This window comes from Rhodococcus sp. WMMA185 (assembly GCF_001767395.1).
In the GTDB taxonomy this organism is placed as follows: Bacteria; Actinomycetota; Actinomycetes; order Mycobacteriales; family Mycobacteriaceae; genus Rhodococcus_F.
Map to the genome: position 1 here is coordinate 555,810 of NZ_CP017014.1, position 20,232 is coordinate 576,041.

At 63.0% G+C, this 20,232-nt stretch carries 19 protein-coding genes; 12 read left to right on the forward strand and 7 right to left on the reverse strand.

The window, feature by feature from the left end; genetic code table 11:
• The first annotated feature begins 378 nt into the window (after window positions 1-378).
• The 3 genes from BFN03_RS02335 to BFN03_RS02345 all read left to right on the forward strand — a co-directional run bounded on the left by BFN03_RS02335 (window position 379) and on the right by BFN03_RS02345 (window position 2,126).
• Window positions 379-1,107, forward strand: coding sequence for a heme peroxidase (locus BFN03_RS02335; RefSeq protein WP_232320407.1), 729 nt, complete (start codon window positions 379-381; stop codon window positions 1,105-1,107).
• A 229-nt stretch (window positions 1,108-1,336) separates the two neighbouring features.
• Window positions 1,337-1,627 carry a hypothetical protein gene (locus BFN03_RS02340; protein WP_070377651.1) on the forward strand — a complete coding sequence of 97 codons (291 nt, stop codon included), beginning with the start codon at window positions 1,337-1,339 and terminating at the stop codon, window positions 1,625-1,627.
• Window positions 1,628-1,841: 214 nt separating this feature from the next.
• Window positions 1,842-2,126, forward strand: coding sequence for a hypothetical protein (locus BFN03_RS02345; protein WP_070377652.1), 285 nt, complete (start codon window positions 1,842-1,844; stop codon window positions 2,124-2,126).
• A gap of 49 nt (window positions 2,127-2,175) precedes the next feature.
• Here the strand turns inward: BFN03_RS02345 and BFN03_RS02350 are convergent, their stop codons facing one another.
• Together BFN03_RS02350 and oxc are read right to left on the reverse strand one after the other, a co-directional pair.
• Window positions 2,176-3,360, reverse strand: coding sequence for a CaiB/BaiF CoA transferase family protein (locus BFN03_RS02350; RefSeq protein WP_070377653.1), 1,185 nt, complete (start codon window positions 3,358-3,360; stop codon window positions 2,176-2,178).
• Window positions 3,357-5,045 (reverse strand): oxalyl-CoA decarboxylase, encoded by a 1,689-nt coding sequence (gene oxc, locus BFN03_RS02355; RefSeq protein ID WP_070377654.1) that lies wholly within the window; start codon window positions 5,043-5,045, stop codon window positions 3,357-3,359. Before oxc ends, BFN03_RS02350 begins: the two co-directional genes overlap by 4 nt.
• Before the next feature lie 266 nt (window positions 5,046-5,311).
• On the opposite strand from oxc, the gene BFN03_RS02360 reads away from it, so the two are divergent.
• From BFN03_RS02360 to BFN03_RS02370, 3 genes are all read left to right on the forward strand, one after another.
• Window positions 5,312-6,082: a glucose 1-dehydrogenase gene (locus tag BFN03_RS02360; RefSeq protein WP_070377655.1), complete on the forward strand. Its 771-nt coding sequence runs from the start codon at window positions 5,312-5,314 to the stop codon at window positions 6,080-6,082.
• Between the two features lie 39 nt (window positions 6,083-6,121).
• On the forward strand, window positions 6,122-7,129 hold the full coding sequence (locus tag BFN03_RS02365; protein WP_070377656.1) for a zinc-dependent alcohol dehydrogenase family protein: 1,008 nt from the start codon (window positions 6,122-6,124) through the stop codon (window positions 7,127-7,129).
• Window positions 7,130-7,404: 275 nt separating this feature from the next.
• The gene (locus BFN03_RS02370) at window positions 7,405-8,133 is read left to right on the forward strand and encodes a CHRD domain-containing protein (protein ID WP_070377657.1); all 729 of its coding nucleotides are present in this window, start codon (window positions 7,405-7,407) and stop codon (window positions 8,131-8,133) included.
• 51 nt (window positions 8,134-8,184) lie between these two features.
• Here BFN03_RS02370 and BFN03_RS02375 read toward each other — a convergent pair whose 3' ends face one another.
• Both BFN03_RS02375 and BFN03_RS02380 read right to left on the reverse strand, forming a co-directional pair.
• Window positions 8,185-9,060, reverse strand: coding sequence for a PE-PPE domain-containing protein (locus BFN03_RS02375; RefSeq protein ID WP_070380548.1), 876 nt, complete (start codon window positions 9,058-9,060; stop codon window positions 8,185-8,187).
• 74 nt (window positions 9,061-9,134) lie between these two features.
• Window positions 9,135-11,165 carry an elongation factor G gene (locus BFN03_RS02380; RefSeq protein WP_070380549.1) on the reverse strand — a complete coding sequence of 677 codons (2,031 nt, stop codon included), beginning with the start codon at window positions 11,163-11,165 and terminating at the stop codon, window positions 9,135-9,137.
• 342 nt (window positions 11,166-11,507) lie between these two features.
• Here BFN03_RS02380 and htpG point away from each other — a divergent pair, with 342 nt between their 5' ends.
• Complete coding sequence (htpG, locus tag BFN03_RS02385; protein ID WP_070377658.1) at window positions 11,508-13,436, forward strand: molecular chaperone HtpG; 1,929 nt, start codon at window positions 11,508-11,510, stop codon at window positions 13,434-13,436.
• 69 nt (window positions 13,437-13,505) lie between these two features.
• Window positions 13,506-14,075 carry a mismatch-specific DNA-glycosylase gene (locus BFN03_RS02390; protein ID WP_070377659.1) on the forward strand — a complete coding sequence of 190 codons (570 nt, stop codon included), beginning with the start codon at window positions 13,506-13,508 and terminating at the stop codon, window positions 14,073-14,075.
• Here the strand turns inward: BFN03_RS02390 and BFN03_RS02395 are convergent, their stop codons facing one another.
• Window positions 14,076-14,522, reverse strand: a complete 447-nt coding sequence (locus BFN03_RS02395; RefSeq protein WP_070377660.1) for an SRPBCC family protein — start codon at window positions 14,520-14,522, stop codon at window positions 14,076-14,078.
• A gap of 191 nt (window positions 14,523-14,713) precedes the next feature.
• Here BFN03_RS02395 and BFN03_RS02400 point away from each other — a divergent pair, with 191 nt between their 5' ends.
• Together BFN03_RS02400 and BFN03_RS02405 are read left to right on the forward strand one after the other, a co-directional pair.
• The gene (locus tag BFN03_RS02400; RefSeq protein WP_070377661.1) at window positions 14,714-15,064 is read left to right on the forward strand and encodes a hypothetical protein; all 351 of its coding nucleotides are present in this window, start codon (window positions 14,714-14,716) and stop codon (window positions 15,062-15,064) included.
• A 90-nt stretch (window positions 15,065-15,154) separates the two neighbouring features.
• Window positions 15,155-15,964, forward strand: coding sequence for a class I SAM-dependent methyltransferase (locus tag BFN03_RS02405; protein ID WP_070377662.1), 810 nt, complete (start codon window positions 15,155-15,157; stop codon window positions 15,962-15,964).
• Window positions 15,965-16,000: 36 nt separating this feature from the next.
• Here the strand turns inward: BFN03_RS02405 and zapE are convergent, their stop codons facing one another.
• Window positions 16,001-17,035, reverse strand: a complete 1,035-nt coding sequence (gene zapE / locus BFN03_RS02410) for a cell division protein ZapE (RefSeq protein ID WP_070377663.1) — start codon at window positions 17,033-17,035, stop codon at window positions 16,001-16,003.
• Window positions 17,036-17,077: 42 nt separating this feature from the next.
• Here zapE and BFN03_RS02415 point away from each other — a divergent pair, with 42 nt between their 5' ends.
• Complete coding sequence (locus tag BFN03_RS02415) at window positions 17,078-17,674, forward strand: TetR/AcrR family transcriptional regulator (protein ID WP_070377664.1); 597 nt, start codon at window positions 17,078-17,080, stop codon at window positions 17,672-17,674.
• A gap of 27 nt (window positions 17,675-17,701) precedes the next feature.
• Complete coding sequence (locus tag BFN03_RS02420) at window positions 17,702-18,445, forward strand: MBL fold metallo-hydrolase (protein ID WP_070377665.1); 744 nt, start codon at window positions 17,702-17,704, stop codon at window positions 18,443-18,445.
• Window positions 18,446-18,482: 37 nt separating this feature from the next.
• On the opposite strand, the gene BFN03_RS02425 is transcribed toward BFN03_RS02420, so the two are convergent.
• Window positions 18,483-20,180, reverse strand: a complete 1,698-nt coding sequence (locus tag BFN03_RS02425; RefSeq protein ID WP_070377666.1) for a fumarate hydratase — start codon at window positions 20,178-20,180, stop codon at window positions 18,483-18,485.
• Window positions 20,181-20,232 lie beyond the last annotated feature (52 nt).

The following is a 20,232-nucleotide window of genomic DNA, read 5'->3' on the forward strand; positions in this document are numbered from 1 at the left end:
TTCGATCGAAACACACCCCAAAACAGCCCGGAAAACGACCTGACGAGCTGCCCTGGCGTGTTCCTTCCCCGAACTCTCAAACCGAGTAGGTCGGCTACTTTGCAGGGGCAACCCGCAAAGCGCGCGGTCGATCATCTAGCCGACGCCGACAACATGATTGACCTCGCCGTTTACACCCCTCCGTCCGCAGAGAATCCGCAAAGGCAAGCAAAGGCACGCCAAGGCTCGGAACAACTCGTCTGCGGCGCCGCGGGTTCTGCGCCTCATCGGAGCGTTCAATTCGATCGCGTACAAGTGCGGCATGCGAGACAATTTCCTCGCATTGGTGGGCAGGGCTAAAACCTGCGTACGACATGTCCGCATCTCGATGGGGGAATCGTGGATCAAGACACAACGAAGTTGGCCCAAGCATGCGATGTTCTCGGTGACCGCGCTTTGTGGTTCCGACCTGATCGCTACAACGATGGTTTGGCACTGTGCATCATCGATTCGATTCAATCGACAGGCTCGCATTACAACAGCGTTGTCAATGTCGTGAAGCGGTACCGAGCATCGCGTAATGGAGCGGCAAGCTCGGACGGAACGCCGGAACTGCTGACGTCATTCGAGGATTACGGCGGCGTATCAGGCTGGGCGAAACGCATCGGCAATCAGAAGCCCGCATCCACACGCGCTGGTGCTTCCTTGAAGGCGGCTGTTATTCAGGAGGTAGCGCAAAAGCTCCACGATGCCGGTGTACGGACAGCCGCAGATCTGCGTCAACATGGCGCGAGGGAGCCGGGAAACGACGAGCGTAGGCGTGTCACGAAGAAGCTGTGGACCTCCGTAGAGGCTCAATCATCGGGCATTACTTGGGAATACGCCCTGATGCTCGCGGGCTTACCCGGCGCGAAGGCCGATCGTATGGTCGTGCGGTTCGTCTCTGATGCGGTCGGGGTGTCCGATCTGTCGCCGGAACGTGCTGCTGGCTTGGTACGCGACGCCGCAGGCTTGCTGAGCGTCAATGCGACCGATCTCGATCATGCGATTTGGAGATATGGGTCGGGTCGACCGGTTATGAGGCAGCCCGACGCCAAAGATGACATAGTGCTTGATGACGACGAGTGATGCGCGAAGTGATCTGAGTTCTTGCCCCGTAGAAGATTCCGGCGTTCTCGAGACGCCTCATGTCGTGACCTCGGCGTGGACGCGGTATGCCCGAGACCGCTTGTGTGTCCTAGTGAACGTGTTAGCTTGTGTGCGTCGGGGTGTCGATAGACCCGAGTTCGGCACGGGGGGTTACTGATTCGCGTCAGGCTCCACCGAGTCGACTTCTGGCCAACTTCAGGAGGATTTTGTGATTCGTTCCATTCGGCAGCCGTTGATTGTTGCTGCCACTGTCGGGCTCGTCGGTGGTGGGTTTGGTGTCACCGTGGCGAACGCTGCGCCGTCCGAGACCAGCATCCAGGCGGTGGCCCGCGTGACGACGGCGGCACCGGTCGCCGACACCGGCGAAGACGACGAGCTACCGACCCTTGGCTCGCTCGACTTCGGGTCGTTTGCGCTCGGCTCGTTGGTAGGTGGCGTGCTCGGCGGCTCCGTAGGCCTCCCCTTGACTCTGATCGAGTTCAGCGACGTGCTCAGCTGATCGAAGGCCAACCCTCGCGTTTCTTGGGGGTTTGGGCGGTCGCGGCCCGACGATGATGGCGTGGCCGCACCATGCCCGAGACCGCTTGTGTGTCCTAGTGAACGTGTTAGCTTGTGTGCGTCGGGGTGTCGATAAACCCGAGTTCGGCACGGGGGGTTACTGATTCGCGTCAGGCTCCACCGAGTCGACTTCTGGCCAACTTCAGGAGGATTTTGTGATTCGTTCCATTCGGCAGCCGTTGATTGTTGCTGCCACTGTCGGGCTCGTCGGTGGTGGGTTTGGTGTCACCGTGGCGAACGCTGCGCCGTCGGAGAACAGCATCCAGGCGGTGGCCCGCGTGACGACGGCGGCACCGGTCGTCGACACCGGCGAAGACGACGAGGTACCCATCCCCGGCTCGCTCGAATGGTTTGCAGCCGGCTCGTTCGCTGGCTCCGTAGGCGTCCCCACGCTGGTGATCTGTCTGCTGTTCGATTGCGCTCCAGGTGGTATGGGGTGAGGTGATGGCCTACTGGTTCAGCGCCTGATCACTCGGGCTGCGCCCCGCGTCAGGCATCGCCCCGCGGCGCGAACTCCCGCCGGAGTTTTTCCCCGCAGTCGTCCAGGTCCGGGGAAGGAATCGTTGTGCCCACCGAATCCCACGTGCCGAACTTGAGCGGTGTTCCCGGAACGTCGAACCCGCCCACGTTCTTGATCATGTCACGTGCCGTGATCTGGTCGAGTTTGCAGGTGTCCTCGATGTTGAGGACCATTCCGACGGGCACACCCGCATCGACCAGACGGCCGTGCCAGCTTTCGCAGGTGTCGGTGCGCAGCACTTCCTCCATCGCGGTCTTCAGTTCGACATGGTTGGCACACCGGTCGACGTTGGCGGCGAACAGTGCGTCGGCCGGAAGATGCGTCAGACCCAGTGCATTGCACAAGATTTCGAACAGATGGTCGTTGCCGACGGCGATCGCGATCGGTCGATCGCTACATTCGAACGTGTCGAACGGGTACATGAACGGGTGCCGGTTGCCCAGCCGCGTCGGGCGCACGCGGCGTCCGAGTACGTCCATCAGGCACTGTTGCATCAAGACAAAGGTGCTGTCGAGCATCGCGATGTCGACGGTGGTCCCGCGGCCGGTACGTTCCCTCGCGACGAGGGCGGTCACGACGCCGCTGTAGCCCATGATCCCGCCGGCGATATCCGCAATCGACGTGCCGACCCTCGTCGGGAGACCATCCGGCCAACCGGTGCCGTCCATGATTCCCGACAGGGCTTGGACAACCGTGTCGTAGGCCGGTTCCTGACGCATCGGGCCGTACTGGCCGAACCCGGAGATCGAGCACACGATCAGCCGGGGATGCTGCGCGACGAGGTCGTCAGGTGCAAGACCGAGCCCGGCCATCACTCCGGGCCGGAAGTTCTCGACCACCACGTCGGCGTGCTTGATCATCGACCGCACCAGTTCCATGTCGTCCGGATCCTTCAGGTCTACCGCGATGCTCTCCTTACCGACATTCGCCAGACGGTAGTACTCGGAGCTGCCGTCGTCGCCGAACGGGCCCATCTGGCGGGTGTCGTCGCCGACGCCTGGTCGTTCGATCTTGATGACTCGGGCGCCCGCGTCAGCGAGCATTCTGGTGCAGGTCGGCCCGGCGAGCACCCGGCTGAAGTCGACGACCGTAATCCCCTCGAGTGCTCGAGGTTTGGTGGGATCAAGGTATCCGTCGGCGTCGTAATCAGTCATAGCTCCTCCTCGCGTACCGGTCGATTCAGCTTCTGCAGGTGGCCGCTCTCGGTGCCGGCGGCTGGGTCTATCGCACAGTCGATCAGCGCCGGGGCCGCGCTCGCGAGTGCCTTTCGGAGTGCCGCCGCCACCTCGCCGGGCGTCTCGGCGCGGTACCCGACACCGCCGAATGCCTCGATGAGCACGTCGTACCGACTCGAGTGCAGCAACACTGTCGGTGCCGGGTCGTCGGAGTAGGCGTTGGCCTCGTCGCCCCGATACACCCCACCGTTGTTGAACACGATCACGACGACCGGCAGCTTGTACCTGCAGATTGTCTCGATCTCCATGCCGCTGAAACCGAAGGCGCTGTCTCCTTCGATCGCGACGACGGGCGCACCCGTCTCCGCGGCAGCAGCGATCGCGTATCCGAGGCCGACACCCATCACACCCCACGTACCGGCGTCGAGTCGGTGCCGGGGTGAGTAAATCGGAATGATGTTGCGCGCGCTGTCCAGGGTGTTCGCACCCTCGCTGACGACGATGGCATCACGGTGATCGTCGAGGACGTCCCGGATCGCCCGCAGCGCGACGGCGAAGTTCATCGGGTGCACGTCGGCGTGCAGTTGCGCGTCCATTCTCTCGATACTTGCGCGCTTTTTCGCGTCGATCCGCTCCCGCCATTCCGGCGCCGGGGCGACACGGCTCCGACGGATCGCTGCGAGCAGTGCGGCCGCGGACGAGGCGATGTCTCCGAGGACCGGTGCCTCGATCGGGCGATTGCTGTCGAATTCGGTTGCGCAGATGTCGAGTTGGACGAAACGCGCATTCGGGGACCATCGCGGCGGTCGGCCGTGCTCGAGCAGCCAGTTCAGGCGTGCACCGATCAGGACGACGACGTCGGCGTCGGCCAGCACCGTCGATCGCGCCGCCGCCGCCGACTGGGGATGGTCGTCGGGCAGCAGTCCTTTCGCCATCGACATGGGCAAGAACGGTGCACCCGTCGCCTCCACGAAGTCGCGGATCACGGTGTCGGCGCGCGCGTATGCCGCCCCCTTTCCGAGGACGATCAGCGGGCGCCGAGCCTGCTCGAGCAGGGAGACCGCGCGGTCGATCGATTCGGGTGCCGGGATCTGGCGTGGCGAAGGATCGACGATCGGGGGGCGGGTCGTGGTTGCGGCAGAGGCGGCCAGGACTTTGGCGGGCAGATCGAGGTACACGCCGCCGGGGCGCCCGGAGATGGCGGCTCGGATCGCTCGGCCCACGCCAACACCGATCAGTTCGGGGGAGTCGACGCGGTACGCGGCCTTCGCGAACGGACGCGCGGCGGCCAGCTGGTCGAGTTCTTCGTAGTCGCCCTGCTCGAGGTCGACGATCGCGCGGTCGCTCGATCCGCTGATCTGGATCATGGGAAAGCAGTTGGCTGTCGCGTTCGCGAGCGCCACCAGCCCGTTGAGGAAGCCCGGCGCCGACACCGTCAGGCAGATGCCGGGGCGACCGGTGAGATAGCCCGCGGCTGCTGCCGCATGCCCGGCGGCTTGCTCGTTGCGGAACCCTAGGTAGCGCATGCCCCGAGCTTGGGCCGCGCGGGCGAGATCGGTGACCGGAATTCCGACGACCCCGTAGATCGTCGAGACGCCGTTGGCGGTGAGCGCATCGACGACGAGGGTGTTCCCGTCGACGGGCTCGGACTCGGGCTCGGTCATGAGTACATCCTCGAGACGGCTGGACTCCGCCCGCGGGCGGCGATCTTCCCCGAGTATCCCCCTGCGCGGCAGTGCAGGTCAGCCCCTGCAGCCAGGCCTGACCGAAAAGTCGGACATGCCCGGATAGCGCCAAGAATCTTGACACCTGCCCCTATTTTTCTTGACAGTTGTCAAAGAAAAACTAGAGTTGAGTGCGTTGCGGACCTTGTGGTCACCGTCACTCATCGGGGAGGCCCATCAACCGCACTCACCGCAGGAGAAAGCACATGGTTGGTCTGCTTGCCGACAAGGTAGCCATCGTCACCGGGGCCGGTGCTGGTATCGGTGCCGCGATCGCCCGAGCCTACGGCGCAGAGGGCGCGCGCGTTGTGGTCACGGACATCAATAGTGATGCGGCAAAGGAGGTTTCGTCGTCGATCGATGGATCCATCGCGGTCACAGCCGACGTAACCGACGAGAAACAGGTACTGAATCTTGTCGAGCGTACGGTCGCCGAGTTCGGTGGTCTGCACGTGGTAGTTCCGAACGCGGGTATCGCCACGACCAAGCCGCTGGTGCAGACCTCCTTCGAGGAGTGGAGAAAGGTGATGTCGGTCGACCTCGACGGGGTGTTTCTGACCATTCGTCACGCCCTGCCCGAAATGTTGAAATCCGGTGGTGGGTCGATCGTGACCATTTCCTCGATCTCGTCGACTGCCGGATCGGCCCTCATCGGAAGCTACGCCGCCGCGAAGGCCGCGGTACGGAACCTCACTGAAACTCTTTCTGCCGAACTCCGTTTCCAGAACATCCGCGCCAACGCGCTGCTCCCCGGGTTCATCGACACCGACCTCGTCAAGACCCATCAGCCGGCCTTCGAGGAAGCGCTCGGCCTCGAGGCCGGTGGGTTCGATGACCTGGTCTCCGCGAAGCAGACGCGTTACGGGCGCACAGAGGAGGTAGCTGCTGCGGCGGTGTTCTTCGCCAGTGACCAGTCGTCGTGGTGCAACGGCAGCAGCCTGATCCTTGACGGCGGCTTCAAAGCGGCACTGCTCTGAAGCCGAAACATCTAGATAAACAACGATAGCTGTGCCGACATGCGATCCTCAGCAATCTACGTAGTACCGCCCGGCGGTCTCGACAACCTCGTCACCCGCGAAATCGATGCGCCCGACCCGCAACCAGGTGAAGTCACGATCGAGGTTCATGCCAACTCCCTGAACCACCACGACGTCCTTGTCGCGAGCGGCGCGATCACGACGGATTCCCCGCGAATCCTCCTCTCGGATGCGGCGGGTGAGGTTGTTGCGATCGGCGACGGAGAGTCCCAGTTCAGCCTCGCCGACCGCGTAATGACGACGTATTTGCCGCATTGGCAGCACGGGAAGCCCACTGTCGACGGGTTTGCGAACTCGCCGGGCGACGGCGTGGACGGGTACGCCCGCCGGTTTGTCACGATGCCGGCCGCCGCGCTGACCCTGATCCCGCAAGATTACTCATACGCCGAGGCTGCGACCCTGCCGACGGCGGGACTGTCTGCGTGGCGAGCGCTTTTCTCAACGGCAGCGCTCAGGCCGGGTCAGACCGTGCTCGTTCCCGGTTCGAGTACGGTGTCGCTGTTCGCTATCCAACTCGCCAGGGCGGTGGGAGCCCACGTCGTCGGCACGTCCTCTTCACCGGACAAAATCGACAAACTCGTCGGCCTCGGCGTCGACCTCGCCGTGAACTATCGGGAAAATCCAGACTGGGGACTCGAGGTGTTCCGCCTGGCAGGGAACGGAGTTGATCACGTGCTCGACATCGGGGGGCCGGCGACCTTCGATCAATCTCTCGCGGCTGTGAAGGTTGGCGGAAGGATCGCCGCGCTGGGCATCATGTCGGGGGCGTCGTCCACCGTCGATTTCACACCGCTGCTGACCAAGCAAGTCACCATCGAGGGTCTGTTGGTCGGGAGCAAAGAACATCAAGAGGAGATGGTGGCTGGGCTCGAGGGCCTCGCGGTCAGACCCGTCATCGATTCGAAATACCCCTACGATCGCTTGGCCGATGCGCTGCGCCACCAGCAGTCCGGTCGGCATTTCGGCAAGCTCGTCGTCGCGTCATAGATTCTTAATTCACTTGTCGTGCAATCGTTGGTATAGGGGTCGGGTCGTGGGTTGACAGTTCTCCTCCAGCAGGCCTAGCGTTCGAGACGGCAGTCACTTCTTGGCCCACTTCAGGGAGACTCGAGATGTTACGAAGTGCCGGTGCATGTTTTGCCGCTGCGAGTGTGCTCGTTCTAGGCGCCTGTTCTAGTTCGTCCACCTCGGAGGAATCCACCACTTCGCCCGCCACGAGCCCGGCAGCGCAAGCCGCCTCGTCGACGATCACGCTCGATGACATGCCGACCGGAACAGCCTCGCTGAGCTGGGATCCGGACACCATGGAGATCACCGCGACGATCGACATGCACGGCTTCACGCCGAACAGCAGTCATGCGATGCACATTCACCCAGGGACCTGCGCCAACCAGACCCAGCCGCCCTCGGTGCCATTTCCGGACATATCCGCGGACGCCGACGGGGCGGTTCAGCAAACTGTCGTCAGCGACCCGGTGCCGGAGGGAATCCCGACCGAGTCGTACCTGAATATTCATCTCGCTCCGTCGGCGGAACTCGGCGCTCCGACAGACGTGAGCTTCACCCCGATCTCTTGCGCGGACATTCCCGCGGACACGACGTCGGCGGGCCCTGCGGACCTGGACATGCAGACCCCGCCGCTCGAGGGCCAGACTCCTCGAGGCACGGCCACGCTGAACTACAACAGCGATGATCGCACCCTCGGCGTCGAAGTTGACGTGACCGGTCTGCAGCCCGACAGCACCCATGCGGTGCATGTCCACTCCGGGTCGTGCGCAGCACAGGGGGACGTGGTGTATCCGGTACCGGACCTACAGGCCGATGAATCAGGTTCGGCAACTTCCACCACAACCATCGACGACGTCGATTCGCCCCCGCCCGCAACGGGCTGGTACGTGAATGTGCACATGGGTGCGTCGGATCAAATCGCCGACAACGGAACCCCGACGATGCTGTTCGCCCCGATCCTGTGCGGGGACGTCACAGAGTAGAAGCCAGGCCGGGGTAGAAGCCAGGCAGGGCGTGAGCCCGGCCGATCGGGACTACATTGCCAGGCGTAGCGGTGGTAGGACGCGTACCGGTGGCGTGAACGTCGCCTGTACCTGCAGCCACTGGGCCAGGATCTCGCACCCGGTCAAACCACTCGCATCGAGCGGTTCGCTGGCGTAGGCGACATGTCGTCCGCCCCGTGAGTTGACGATGTTTATGCCGCGCCAGGCGAGCCGTGGCGGCAGATAGCCGAGTATCTCGACCATCGCTATCCGGAGCCGGTTGATGTCGGTACGCCATTGCTTCGGGCTGATTCTCGTCTTGTCAGCATTTTGGAAGCTGTTGTGATGGAGGAGTTTCCAGGTCTGCGCGAGCCATACTCGATGCGTTCGAAACGACATCCACCGGGTGAGGTCGGCGATGTCGCGTACGTAGCTGTCGTCGCTGGCGTTGCAGATCATGTCGCTCGGGTCCGCGATCCAGAGGACAGGGATCGCGTCCGACAGCGGTGCTCCTTCGCCCGCGACGCCCCGCCCACAGCAGCCTGGAACGACTCCCTCGGGCTGCTCGGGGTCGGAGATCAGGCCCGCGGCGCAGACGTTGCCTTTGCGGATCTCGCCGGTGGCTATTTTGCCCAGCACCTCACGGATCACGGTGCAGCCCTGTGAATAGCCGATCAGCATGATCAATCCGGGCGTGCTCTCGATGGTGTCGATCAACTTACGCGCGCCGGCCTCGGTGCTATGGCGATAGCTCAGCCCGCCCGCAGCGACCGGTCCGTATGACGCCGGATAGCCGATCCAGCGTGATGTGAAACGGCCATCGAGTGCGTCGGTAACTTTGCGTAGCATTCCGCACACATGCGTGCGGTTGTCATCGGGGTAGGACTCTCCGGTGCCACCGACTGCAAGAACGGTCACGTCAGGCATGAGGAACATCCTGCCGATCGAGGATAAGTAAACGATCGGTCGAACCTGAGAACTCCCTGTCAATCGGTGTCTAGTCAGCGCGGTTCCGGTCGCTCCTGGTAGCACTTGAAGCTCAATGTGAGACGGCCGCGCCCGTGGGTCATGGATCGGAGCGCAACAGAGTAGTCGGTGATCTCGCTCGTCGGAACGGAGGCGATCACGGTGATCTCGCCGTCGCGAGCCGGTTCCGTGCCTTCGATCTGGCCCCGCCGGCGCCCGAGATCTGCCATGACATCGCCCTGGGCGGCTGCCGGCACCGTCACTTCGAGACGGTCGACGGGTTCGAGGACGAGGGTGCCGACCTTGTCGATTGCCGCACGGAGGGCGAGCGCCCCGGCCATCCTGAAGCTGAAGTCATCGGAATCGACCGAGTGGTGTTTTCCGTCGAGAACGGTGGCTCGCAAGTCTACGAGCGGGAACCCGTGCCGCCCCCCGCGTCCCATGGAGTCGGCGATACCCTTGCCGACCGCCGAGACGAGGGACTTGGGGATCACCCCGCCGCGAGTCTCGTCGAAGAACTCGAAGCCCTCGTCCCTGGGAAGGGGTTCGAAGCGGACCTTTGCCACTCCGAACTGGCCGTGACCGCCGGACTGCTTCTTGTGCCGGCCCTCCGCTTCGGCGGATCCGAGTAGCGTCTCGCGGTACGCGATCTTCACCGGTTCGGTCCGAAGGGTGATCCCGTATCGCCGCTGTAGTCGTGCCAGGGCCACCTGCACCTGGATGTCCCCGGCTCCCCGGACCACCGTCTGATGGGTTTCGTTGTCGCGGGTTACTTCGAGGGTCGGGTCGTCGCTGACGAGTTCGGCCAGAGCGGTAGACAGCTTGTCCTCGTCACCTGCACTCTCGGCGGCAACAGCGATGCCGTATACAGGCGCTGCGTGTTCGGCCGGCGGCACGGTGAGCGAGGATCCGATCGGCGCCAGGGTGTCACCAGTTGCGACGTCGGTCAGCTTGATCGCCCCGACGATATCGCCCGCCACAGCAGAGTCGATCGTGGTGTGTTTGCTACCGAGGACGTGAAGCAGATTGTGTAGGCGCTCCTTCACTGCGGTTCGCTGATTCACCAAGACGTCGTCGGCGTGTACGGTGCCGGAAACAATTTTCATCAACGCAACCTGGCCGACGTATTCATCGGTTTGCGTCTTGAAGACGTACGCCAGTGGATCACCCGACGGATCGCAACGCACCTCGCCTGGCCGGCCGTTGCCGAGGACTTCGACGCCGGGGCCCTCGGTCGGCGCAGGGGCGATCCGGCACACGAAGTCGAGCAGGTGATCGACGGCGATGGCGTCGACGGCCGACCCGCAGAGCACCGGCCACAGTGAGCCGTCGAGAAAGCCCACTCGGAGTGCGCGCTCGAGTTCCGCGACCCCGATGTCTTCCCCATCGAGGTACTTGGAGAGCAGATCGTCCTCGATCTCGACCACGTCTTCCACGAGATGCTCATGCTGCTCGTGCTCGCGGTCGGCGATGTCGGCCGGGAGCTCGTCGCTCGTGGTCGCCGAACCCGCGTTGTACAAGATGACGTGTTCGGTCAGCAGATCGGCGACCCCAGAGAAGGCCGATGCTTCGCCGATAGGCATGTCTATCGCTTCGACTCCGGAGCCGAACCGTTCGCGGATCTCGGCGAGAACAGTGTCGAAAGACGCGCGCTCCTTGTCCAACTTGTTGACGAAGAGGATCCGGGGGATCGATCGTTCGGTGGCTGCCTGCCACAGCAGTTCGTCGCTGACCTGTAGTCCACTGACACCGTCGATCACGAACACGGCGACGTCCGCGACACGAAGTGCCGTCATTGCGTCGCCGACGAAATCGGCGTAGCCGGGCGGGTCGAGGAGATTGATCCGATGGTCGCCCCAGGAAAAGGACGCCAGACCGAGCGTCAGCGACTGGGTGTGGTCGTGCTCTTCCGGTTGGGTGTCGAGTGCGGTGGTGCCGTTCTCCACGCGTCCGGGGCGGGTGATGACACCGGCGCGGAAAAGCATTGCCTCTGCGAGGCTCGTCTTGCCGTTGCCCTGATGCCCTACCAAAGCGATATTGCGGATCAGATCGCTTTCGATCGTCACGGCCACCCCTTACCACGGGACTGTCGTATGGGTCCCTCCCGACGATACCGGTTGGGGACGCCGTAGGGCGTGCGACTTCGCGATCACGGCGTCGGGTTGGCGAGGGCGGATCCCCGTACTCGGCCTATCGCGCTCGGACGGCATCGTCTGGAAGGTGCTTGCACGGCAACACATGCCGACGAAGGGCCGGCTGCTTGGATTGCTCGGCGGTAGCTGATCGCCGGGTTACCGAAGATCGCGCTTCGGAGCAGCGGGTTATCATTTGAACGACGAATCTGGCACAGCCAAATCAGGTGTAGGCCAAATCAGGTGTAGAGGGTTCTGCTGTCGAAGGGAATCGAAGTGAGCACGAATATCGAACAACTGGAGTTCCAGGCGGAGACTCGCCAAATCCTGGACCTCATGATCCACTCGGTGTACTCCAACAAGGACTCGTTTCTTCGGGAGCTCATCTCCAATTCTTCGGATGCGTTGGACAAGTTGCGGCTGGAAGCCTTCCGTAACAAGGATCTCGACGTCGACACCTCGGATCTGCACATCCAGATCGAGGTGGACAAGGAGAACCGCACACTCACCGTCCGCGACAACGGCATCGGCATGACCCACGACGAGGTAGTCGACCTCATCGGCACGCTTGCCAAGTCCGGCACGGCAGACCTGCGCCAGAAATTGCGGGAAGCGAAGGACGCCGCCACGTCCGAGGAGCTGATCGGACAGTTCGGCATCGGCTTCTACTCGACGTTCATGGTCGCAGACAAAGTGACTCTGCTGACGCGCAAGGCCGGAGAGAGCGGAGCCACGCGCTGGGAGTCGAGCGGCGAGGCGACGTACACGATCGAAGCGGTCGACGACGCGCCGCAGGGCACTTCGGTCACACTGCATCTCAAGCCCGAGGACACCGAAGATCATCTGCCCGACTACACGTTGGAATGGAAGATCAAGGAACTCGTCAAGCGATACTCCGACTTCATCGCCTGGCCGATCCGCATGGACGTCGAGCGCAAGGTCCCGGCCGAGGGCGACGGCGAGGACGAGGTCACCATCACGTCAGAGACGATCAACTCGATGAAGGCGTTGTGGGCCCGCTCGAAGGACGACGTCTCCGAGGACGAGTACAAGGAGTTCTACAAGCACATCGCCCACGCCTGGGACGACCCACTCGAGGTCATTCCCATGAAGGCGGAGGGCACGTTCGAGTTCCAGGCGCTGCTGTTCATTCCGTCGCACGCGCCGTTCGACCTGTTCATGCGAGATCGGAAGACCGGCATCCAGCTGTACGTCAAGCGAGTCTTCATCATGGACGACTGCGACCAGTTGATGCCCGAGTACCTGCGCTTCGTCAAGGGTGTGGTTGACGCACAGGACCTCTCGCTCAACGTCTCTCGTGAGATCCTTCAGCAGGATCGGCAGATCCGGGCGATCCGCCGCAGGCTCACCAAGAAGGTTCTCACCACCATCAAGGACCTGAAGGCGGAGCGTGTCGACGACTACAAGACGTTCTGGGCGGAGTTCGGTCGCGCGCTCAAGGAAGGCCTGATGTCGGACACCGACAATCGGGACATGCTGCTGGACGTCTCGTTGTTCGCGTCCACACACAGCGAGGACGAGCTGACCTCACTGGAGGACTACGTCTCGCGGATGAAGGACGGTCAAGAGCAGATCTTCTACGCGACCGGCGAATCCCGGCAGTTGCTCGAAGGTTCGCCGCACATGGAAGCCTTCCGGGCGAAGGGCTACGAGGTACTGCTCCTCACCGACCCGGTGGACGAGATGTGGGTCGGCTCCGTTCCGGAATTCGAAGGCAAGTCGTTCCAGTCGATCGCCAAGGGCGAGGTCGATCTCGATACCGAGGAAGACAAGAAGGCACACGAGTCCGAGCGGGAAGAGCAGGAGAAGGATTTCGCCGGCCTGCTCACCTGGATGACCGAGACGCTGGATGAACAGGTCAAAGAGGTGCGGCTGTCTTCTCGGCTGACTACGTCGCCGGCTTGCATAGTCGGCGACGACTTCAGTATGTCGCCGACGCTCGAGAAGATGTACCGGGCGTCAGGGCAGCCGGTACCTGTTACGAAGCGCATCCTCGAACTGAACCCAACTCACCCCTTGGTAACCGGGTTGCGGGATGCTCAGAGCGAACGTAGCGACGACGCTTCGCTGGGCGAGACCGCCGAACTCCTCTACGGCATGGCATTGCTCGCCGAGGGCGGTGAACTCGCAGACCCCGCGCACTTCACCTCGATGCTCGCCAACCGCCTGGCCCGGACGGTGTAGATTCGCTTCCTCGCTTGGTCGGGGGAGAACGGGTTTCGTCGGACAGGGGAATGCGGAGGCGGGTCGGCTGTGAGTTTCACCCGCGCGGAGTTGGAGTCTTTCCGAGGCGCTGAGGTCCCAGACCTCATCGGGCCGGCCTGCCGCCTGCTGTTCGTCGGAATCAACCCGGGATTGTGGACGGCCGCGACCGGGGCGCATTTCGCCCGGCCGGGCAACCGGTTCTATCCGGCACTGCTGGCCGCCGGGATCATCGGGCGCCCGATCGACCCGACGGACGGCATGTCGGATGCGGATCGAAGCTATCTGGTCGAGCGCGGTGTCGGAATCACCAATCTGGTGCCGCGCGCCACGTCGAAGGCCGACGAGTTGACGGCCCAGGAGTTGACGGCAGGCGCCGATCGGCTTCGAGTCGTGGTGCGTGACAACGCTCCTCGGGTCGTTGCGATTGCGGGCGTCACTGCCTATCGCACCGCTTTGGGGAACCGGAAAGCAAAAAAGGGAAAGCAGCCGCGCGGCTTCGAGGGCGCGGAGCTGTGGGTGGTGCCCAACCCGAGCGGGCTGAACGCGCACGAAACCGTCGCCACCTTGGCCGCTTCCTATCGAGAGGCGGCGATCGAGGCGGGGATAGTGTCTGGCTGATCAGCCGGCGGGGCTGCGTTCACTCTCTTCCTGCAGGGCGTCGGCCAAGCCACCGATACCTTTGCGCAACTGCTTGTCAGTGGAACCCTTCGCTAGACGCCCCAACAGGTTTGGCGTGTAGCTGTAGTGGAGAGTCAATTCCGTGCCGTCGTCGTGCGGTGCGATGTTGAAATCGGCTACGCCGCCGGAGATCGGCAGTTTGAACGTCTCGTAGAGGTTCACCGTCATGCGTTCGTTCGGGATGTAGGTGTCGATTCGTTCGTCGACGCCGCCGAGGGGTGCGAGATCGCAATGCCGGGTCGTCCCCTCGCTCACCGGCCCGTCCGATGTCAGTTCGGAGTTCTTCACCCCGGGGTTCCACCGGGCGATGTTCCCGAAGTCGTTGAGTACGCTCCACACCTTCTCGATGGGAGCCTGAATCTGGCGATTGATCGTGAAGTCGGGCATCACACACTCCTATTTTGTTGTTGTGGTGAGCGTTCAGCCGCGTGGTCTGTGACGAGGATTTCGGTGGCATGGCTGTCGGCACCGAAAGTACCTACAGCCGTTTACCAGCCTATCCAAACCGAACAAACCACTCAATCGTCACAATTGGTTCCCGCTGCAGAGCGGCTGAGTCCGGCCTCTAAGCTGTGGGCATGACAGTCCTGTACAACCTTGTTTTCGTCAGCCATCTTCTCGGTATGGCCGCTCTCGTCGGTGGCTACTTCGCCGTACTCTCCGCGCCGCGGATCTCCGAGGTGATGGTGTGGGGTGCGCGAGCCCAATTCGTGACCGGACTCATTCTCGTCGGCCTCGGCGAGGGTGCACTCGACAAGGACTACAACCACATCAAGATCGGTGTGAAGCTCGTACTGTCGCTCGTGATTCTTGCGCTGGCCGAGATCTTCCGAAGCAAGCAGAAGAAGGGGTCCGAGAACCCGAACGTGGCGCATGTGGTCGGCGGGCTGTCCATCGTCACCGTTCTGGTTGCGGCGCTCTGGACCTGAGCGAAGATTCCATCCGACCCGGACCGTATGTGATCTCGCTATGTGAGATTCCTATCCCATAATCCGGTACAGGTGGTTAACCTGGCGAATATGGGAAACGGGGAGAGGGTCTACACGCACGGTCATCACGAGTCGGTGCTACGCAACCATCGGTGGCGTACGGCGGAGAACTCTGCCGGGTACCTGTTGCCGCACTTGGACCCAGGAATGACGCTGCTCGACGTCGGTTGCGGTCCGGGGACCATTACCGCAGATCTTGCGGAGCTCGTAGCTCCCGGGGTGGTCACCGCCGTCGAGGTGAATGACGAGGCGCTGAACCTGGCACGCGCCGAATTCGCGAAACGTGGTGTCGTGAACACGAAGACGTCTGTGTCGGACGTTCACGCACTCGACTTCCCCGACGACACCTTCGACGTCGTGCATGCACACCAGGTGCTGCAGCATGTCAGCGATCCGGTGCAGGCACTGCGCGAGATGAAGCGTGTCTGCAAGCCGGGGGGAATCGTCGCCGCCCGGGACGCTGACTACGGCACGTTCACCTGGTATCCGGAGACGCCGGAACTCGACCGGTGGCTGGCGCTGTACAAGGACACCGCGCGGGCGAACGGGGGTGAACCCGATGCCGGGCGGCGTCTTCGGGCATGGGCACAGGAGGCCGGTCTCGCCGACTTCGCGACCACAGCGAGCACGTGGTGCTTTTCATCGGACTCCGATCGCGCGTGGTGGGGCGGATCCTGGGCCGATCGCGTTCTCCACTCGACCACCGCCGACCGCGCAATCGAACTAGGGTTCGCCACTCGAGCCGATCTGGAACACATTGCGGCAGGATGGCATTCGTGGGTGCGTGAGCGCGACGGCTGGTTCGCTCTGCTCCACACCGAAATCCTCTGCCGAGTGTAGGCGGGGTCGAGGATGGGGTGAATTGCCGCGCGCCCCCTAGAACTCGGCCTTGTCGGATTCGATTCGGCCTAGTTGACCGAGGCGGCTCTTGATTCGTTCGATGTCGACGGGGAGTTGCGCGCCGTTGGTGAGGACGTCGAGGGGCGTGGTTGCAAGAAACACGGGAGTCACATCGCGGTCGTAGAGGACGTCGATGACGTTGACGAACCGCTGCGCTGGTTCGCGTCCGGCCGTGTCGAGGTCAGGTACGTTGCTGATCACCCACTTCTGGAAGTCTCGGGCGAGTGCGAGATAGTCGATCGGTGCGGTGGTCCTCCCACACAGGTCGGGGAATTCGATCCACAGCCAATCGTCCGCTGCGCGGCGGACATGCACGGGGTGCCCGGCCGGCGCGAGTATCGTGCGTTCGTCTGAATTCGGTGGATTGAGACCGAGATGATGGACCTGTTCTGGGGATCCGGGGCTGACCCACAAACCGGCGGCGAACCCGGCCTCGTGGTTGGAGATGGTGCGGTAGTCGACGGGGCCGTTGACGCAGACGATAGTCAGATTCTGCTCGATCAACTCGATGGTGGGCACGAAGTCGTCGTGGAAGAGCGGGTTGGGCAGCAAGGATTGTGGTTGGTAGTTCGAGGTCAAGATGACCCGGATCTCCCGGTCGAGCAGCGCGGGCAGCAGCCGGGCGATGAATTTGCCGTCCGCGGGATCGTGAATGTGGAATTCGTCGAAGCACACGACATCCAGCGCACCGAGGAGATCCTCCAGGGCCGCAGCGAGGTCGTTGCCGTGCCGCCGGATAGCCAGGTGAAGGTCGCGGAAGAACTCGTGGAAATGAATCCGCCCCTTCCTGTCGGTCGGCAGTGCAGCAAAGTAGGCAGCCATCAACCAGCTCTTGCCCCGACCCGATGGCCCCCACAGGTACAGGTTCCGATCGGTAGTCGCGAGGGCATCTATCGCCTGCCGTTGCGCATCATCGAGCGTGAATCCCAGTTCTTCCGCTGCCGTAACGAATACAGCGGGATCCAGCTGTAAGGGGCGGCTTGATCGTGAAGCTCGACGACTCCAACGCATGGGCAAAACTCTACTATCGTAGAGGCTTGGGAGGATCGAGATATGTCTCACCGTCGTTCACGCCGTGACCTCATATGCGGTGCTGCGTTGGATCTCGCCGCCGAGGGCGGCAATCACGCGCTTACGCACCAGAGAGTCGACGCACGTCTCGGCCTGCCGCGGGGTTCGACCTCGTACTACTACCGCACCCGCCGCGCCCTGGTATCCGCTGCCATCGCACACCTGACTTGCCGGTCGAGAGAGCAGTTCCGCGACGCCGCGCCATCCGCCCCTCCGAAGACGACCCGGGAAGCGGCGAGCCTGATCGTGTCCCAACTCGAAGCGCTCATGGTGGAACGTCGTAGAGACGTACTCGCGCGGTATGCGCTGATGACCGATGCAGCGGGCGATGACGAGCTACAAGAGGGGCTGGCATCGTGCCTGTTCTCGCTCTCGGCAGCGACGGTACTGATGGATTCTCTGGGTGCATCTGACCCCTCGGCTGCCGCGCGTGATCTCATCACCTTGCTCGAGGGGCTGGTTTTCGACTTCGCTTTCGGGGCAAGGAAGCTGGGCGCGGACGCTTCTCTCGCCGATGAAACCGAGACACTGCGGACTTCCCTTCACCTGTGGATCGACGCACTCGTAGCGAGCCGATAGATCCTGCGAGATGCATAGAGTTGAACCGTGACAATCGCGGACGAAGTAGCACCCAATGTGTTCCGTGCTTCCGGGACCGACGTGAACGTAGTGATTCTGCGGGACGGCGACGCCCTGACCTTGATCGACGGCGGCTATCCCGGTGACGTCAGCGCCGTGGAATACGCAATCAACTCGCTCGGTCGAAGCCCAGAAGATGTGCAGGGCATGCTGCTCACCCACGCGCACATCGATCACATGGGCGCGATCGTCAGCTTCCATGAACGCTACCGAACTCCGGTGTTCACGGACCCAACCGAAGTCGCCCATGCGCGAAGGGATTATCTCGAGCAGGCAAAAGGCAAGGATTTCATCCCGATGCTGCACAAGCACGGCGTGCTGCCCTGGCTCCTACGCATCGCCCGCGTCGGTGCAACCCGGTCACTTTCTATCGACGACGCCCAGGCGTTCGGCTCGAGCGGCCCGCTCGACCTGCCCGGTGCTCCGGTCCCGGTGGCTACCCACGGGCACACCTCGGGGCACAGCGCGTATCACCTTCCCCAACACGGTGTGGTCATCACCGGCGATGCGCTGGTCACAGCGCATGCGCTGTCGAAAGTCGATGGTCCGCAACTGCTCCCTCAGGTCTTCGACCATGGGAAGCAGGACACCGTCGCCGCCCTGGATCACCTCGCAGTTCTCAACGCGGAGACCATTGTGCCGGGTCACGGTCCCGTGGTGTCCATGCACATCTCTGCGGCCGTCGAACAAGCTCGTGGGCGAAGTCGATGAGTGCCGCGTCGCCGGATGTATGAGATCCGTTCAGTTGTTATAGGCCGGGGCGCTTTCCGACGGTCAACGTGACCTCACCGGTGTGGGCGAAGAAGTCCTCTCCCTTGTCGTCGACCACGATGAACGCGGGGAAGTCCTCGACCTCGATCTTCCAGACCGCTTCCATGCCCAGTTCCTCATACTCGATCACCTCGACCTTCTTGATGCAGTCGAGGGCCAGACGTGCCGCGGGGCCGCCGATGGATCCGAGGTAGAAACCGCCGTACGACTTGCACGCGTCGGTGACCTGCTTGGAGCGGTTGCCCTTGGCGAGCATCACCATCGACCCTCCCGCAGCCTGGAACTGTTCCACGTAGGAGTCCATCCGGCCGGCCGTGGTGGGACCGAAGGAACCGGATGCCATGCCGTCGGGCGTCTTGGCCGGCCCGGCGTAGTACACCGGGTGGTCCTTGAGGTACTGCGGCATCTCCTCGCCGGCGTCGAGGCGTTCTTTGATCTTGGCGTGGGCGATGTCGCGGGCGACGACCAGTGGACCGGTCAGCGACAGCCGGGTCTTGACTGGATGCTTCGACAACTCGGCGAGGATCTGCGGCATCGGCTTGGTGAGGTCGATCTTGACGGCGGCACCCTTGCCCGTGCCGGAGACGCCGTCGGTCTCGGCATCGAGTTGGGCGTCGGTGACCTCGGGGAGGAACTGGCCGGGGTTGAACTCGAGTTGCTCGAGGAAGACGCCCTCGGGGGTGATTTTCGCCTTGGCCTGCCTGTCCGCCGAGCACGATACGGCGAGTGCCACAGGGAGGGAAGCGCCGTGACGCGGAAGACGGATGACGCGGACGTCGTGGCAGAAGTACTTGCCGCCGAACTGGGCACCGATCCCGATCTTGCGGGTGAGCTCGAGGACTTTCTCCTCGAGCTCGAGGTCACGGAAGCCCCGGCCGGTGATCGCACCCTCGTTGGGGAGCTCGTCGAGGTAGTGCGCGGACGCGTACTTGGCCGTCTTGAGCGCGAACTCGGCCGAGGTACCGCCGACCACGATCGCGAGATGGTACGGCGGGCAGGCCGCTGTGCCGAGGGCGCGAATCTTCTCTTCGAGGAAACGCATCATGCCGTCGGGGTTCAGGATCGCCTTGGTTTCCTGGAACAGGTAGGACTTGTTCGCGCTGCCACCGCCCTTGGCCATGTAGAGGAACTTGTAGGCGTTCTCGTGGCCGGCTGCGGTGTCGGCGTAGAGCTCGATCTGTGCCGGGAGATTGCTTCCGGTGTTCTTCTCGTCCCACATCGTGATCGGCGCATTCTGGGAATACCGCAGGTTGAGCCGGGTGTAGGCGTCGTAGACGCCCCGCGCGATCGCCTTCTCGTCGTCACCCGGGGTGAGAACGTGCTGGCCACGCTTGCCCATCACGATCGCGGTACCGGTGTCCTGGCACATGGGCAGGACACCCGCGGCGGCGATGTTGGCGTTCTTGAGTAGATCCAGCGCGACGAACTTGTCGTTGTTCGACGCTTCCGGATCGTCGAGAATGCTTGCGAGCTGCTTCAGATGATCGCTGCGCAGGTAGTGCGAGATGTCGTGGAGAGCGGTCTCGGTGAGCAGGCGCAGCGCTTCGGGTTCGACGGACAGGAAGGTACGGCCGTCCGGTCCGGTGACGGTCGATACCCCCTCGGTGGTCAGCAACCGATACTCGGTGCGGTCCTCACCGATCGGCAGCAGGTCCTCGTACACGAAGTCGGCCATTCTATCTCCTGGACAGCGGGTGGTCTGAAGTTCGCACTCAGGCTAGCCGCGG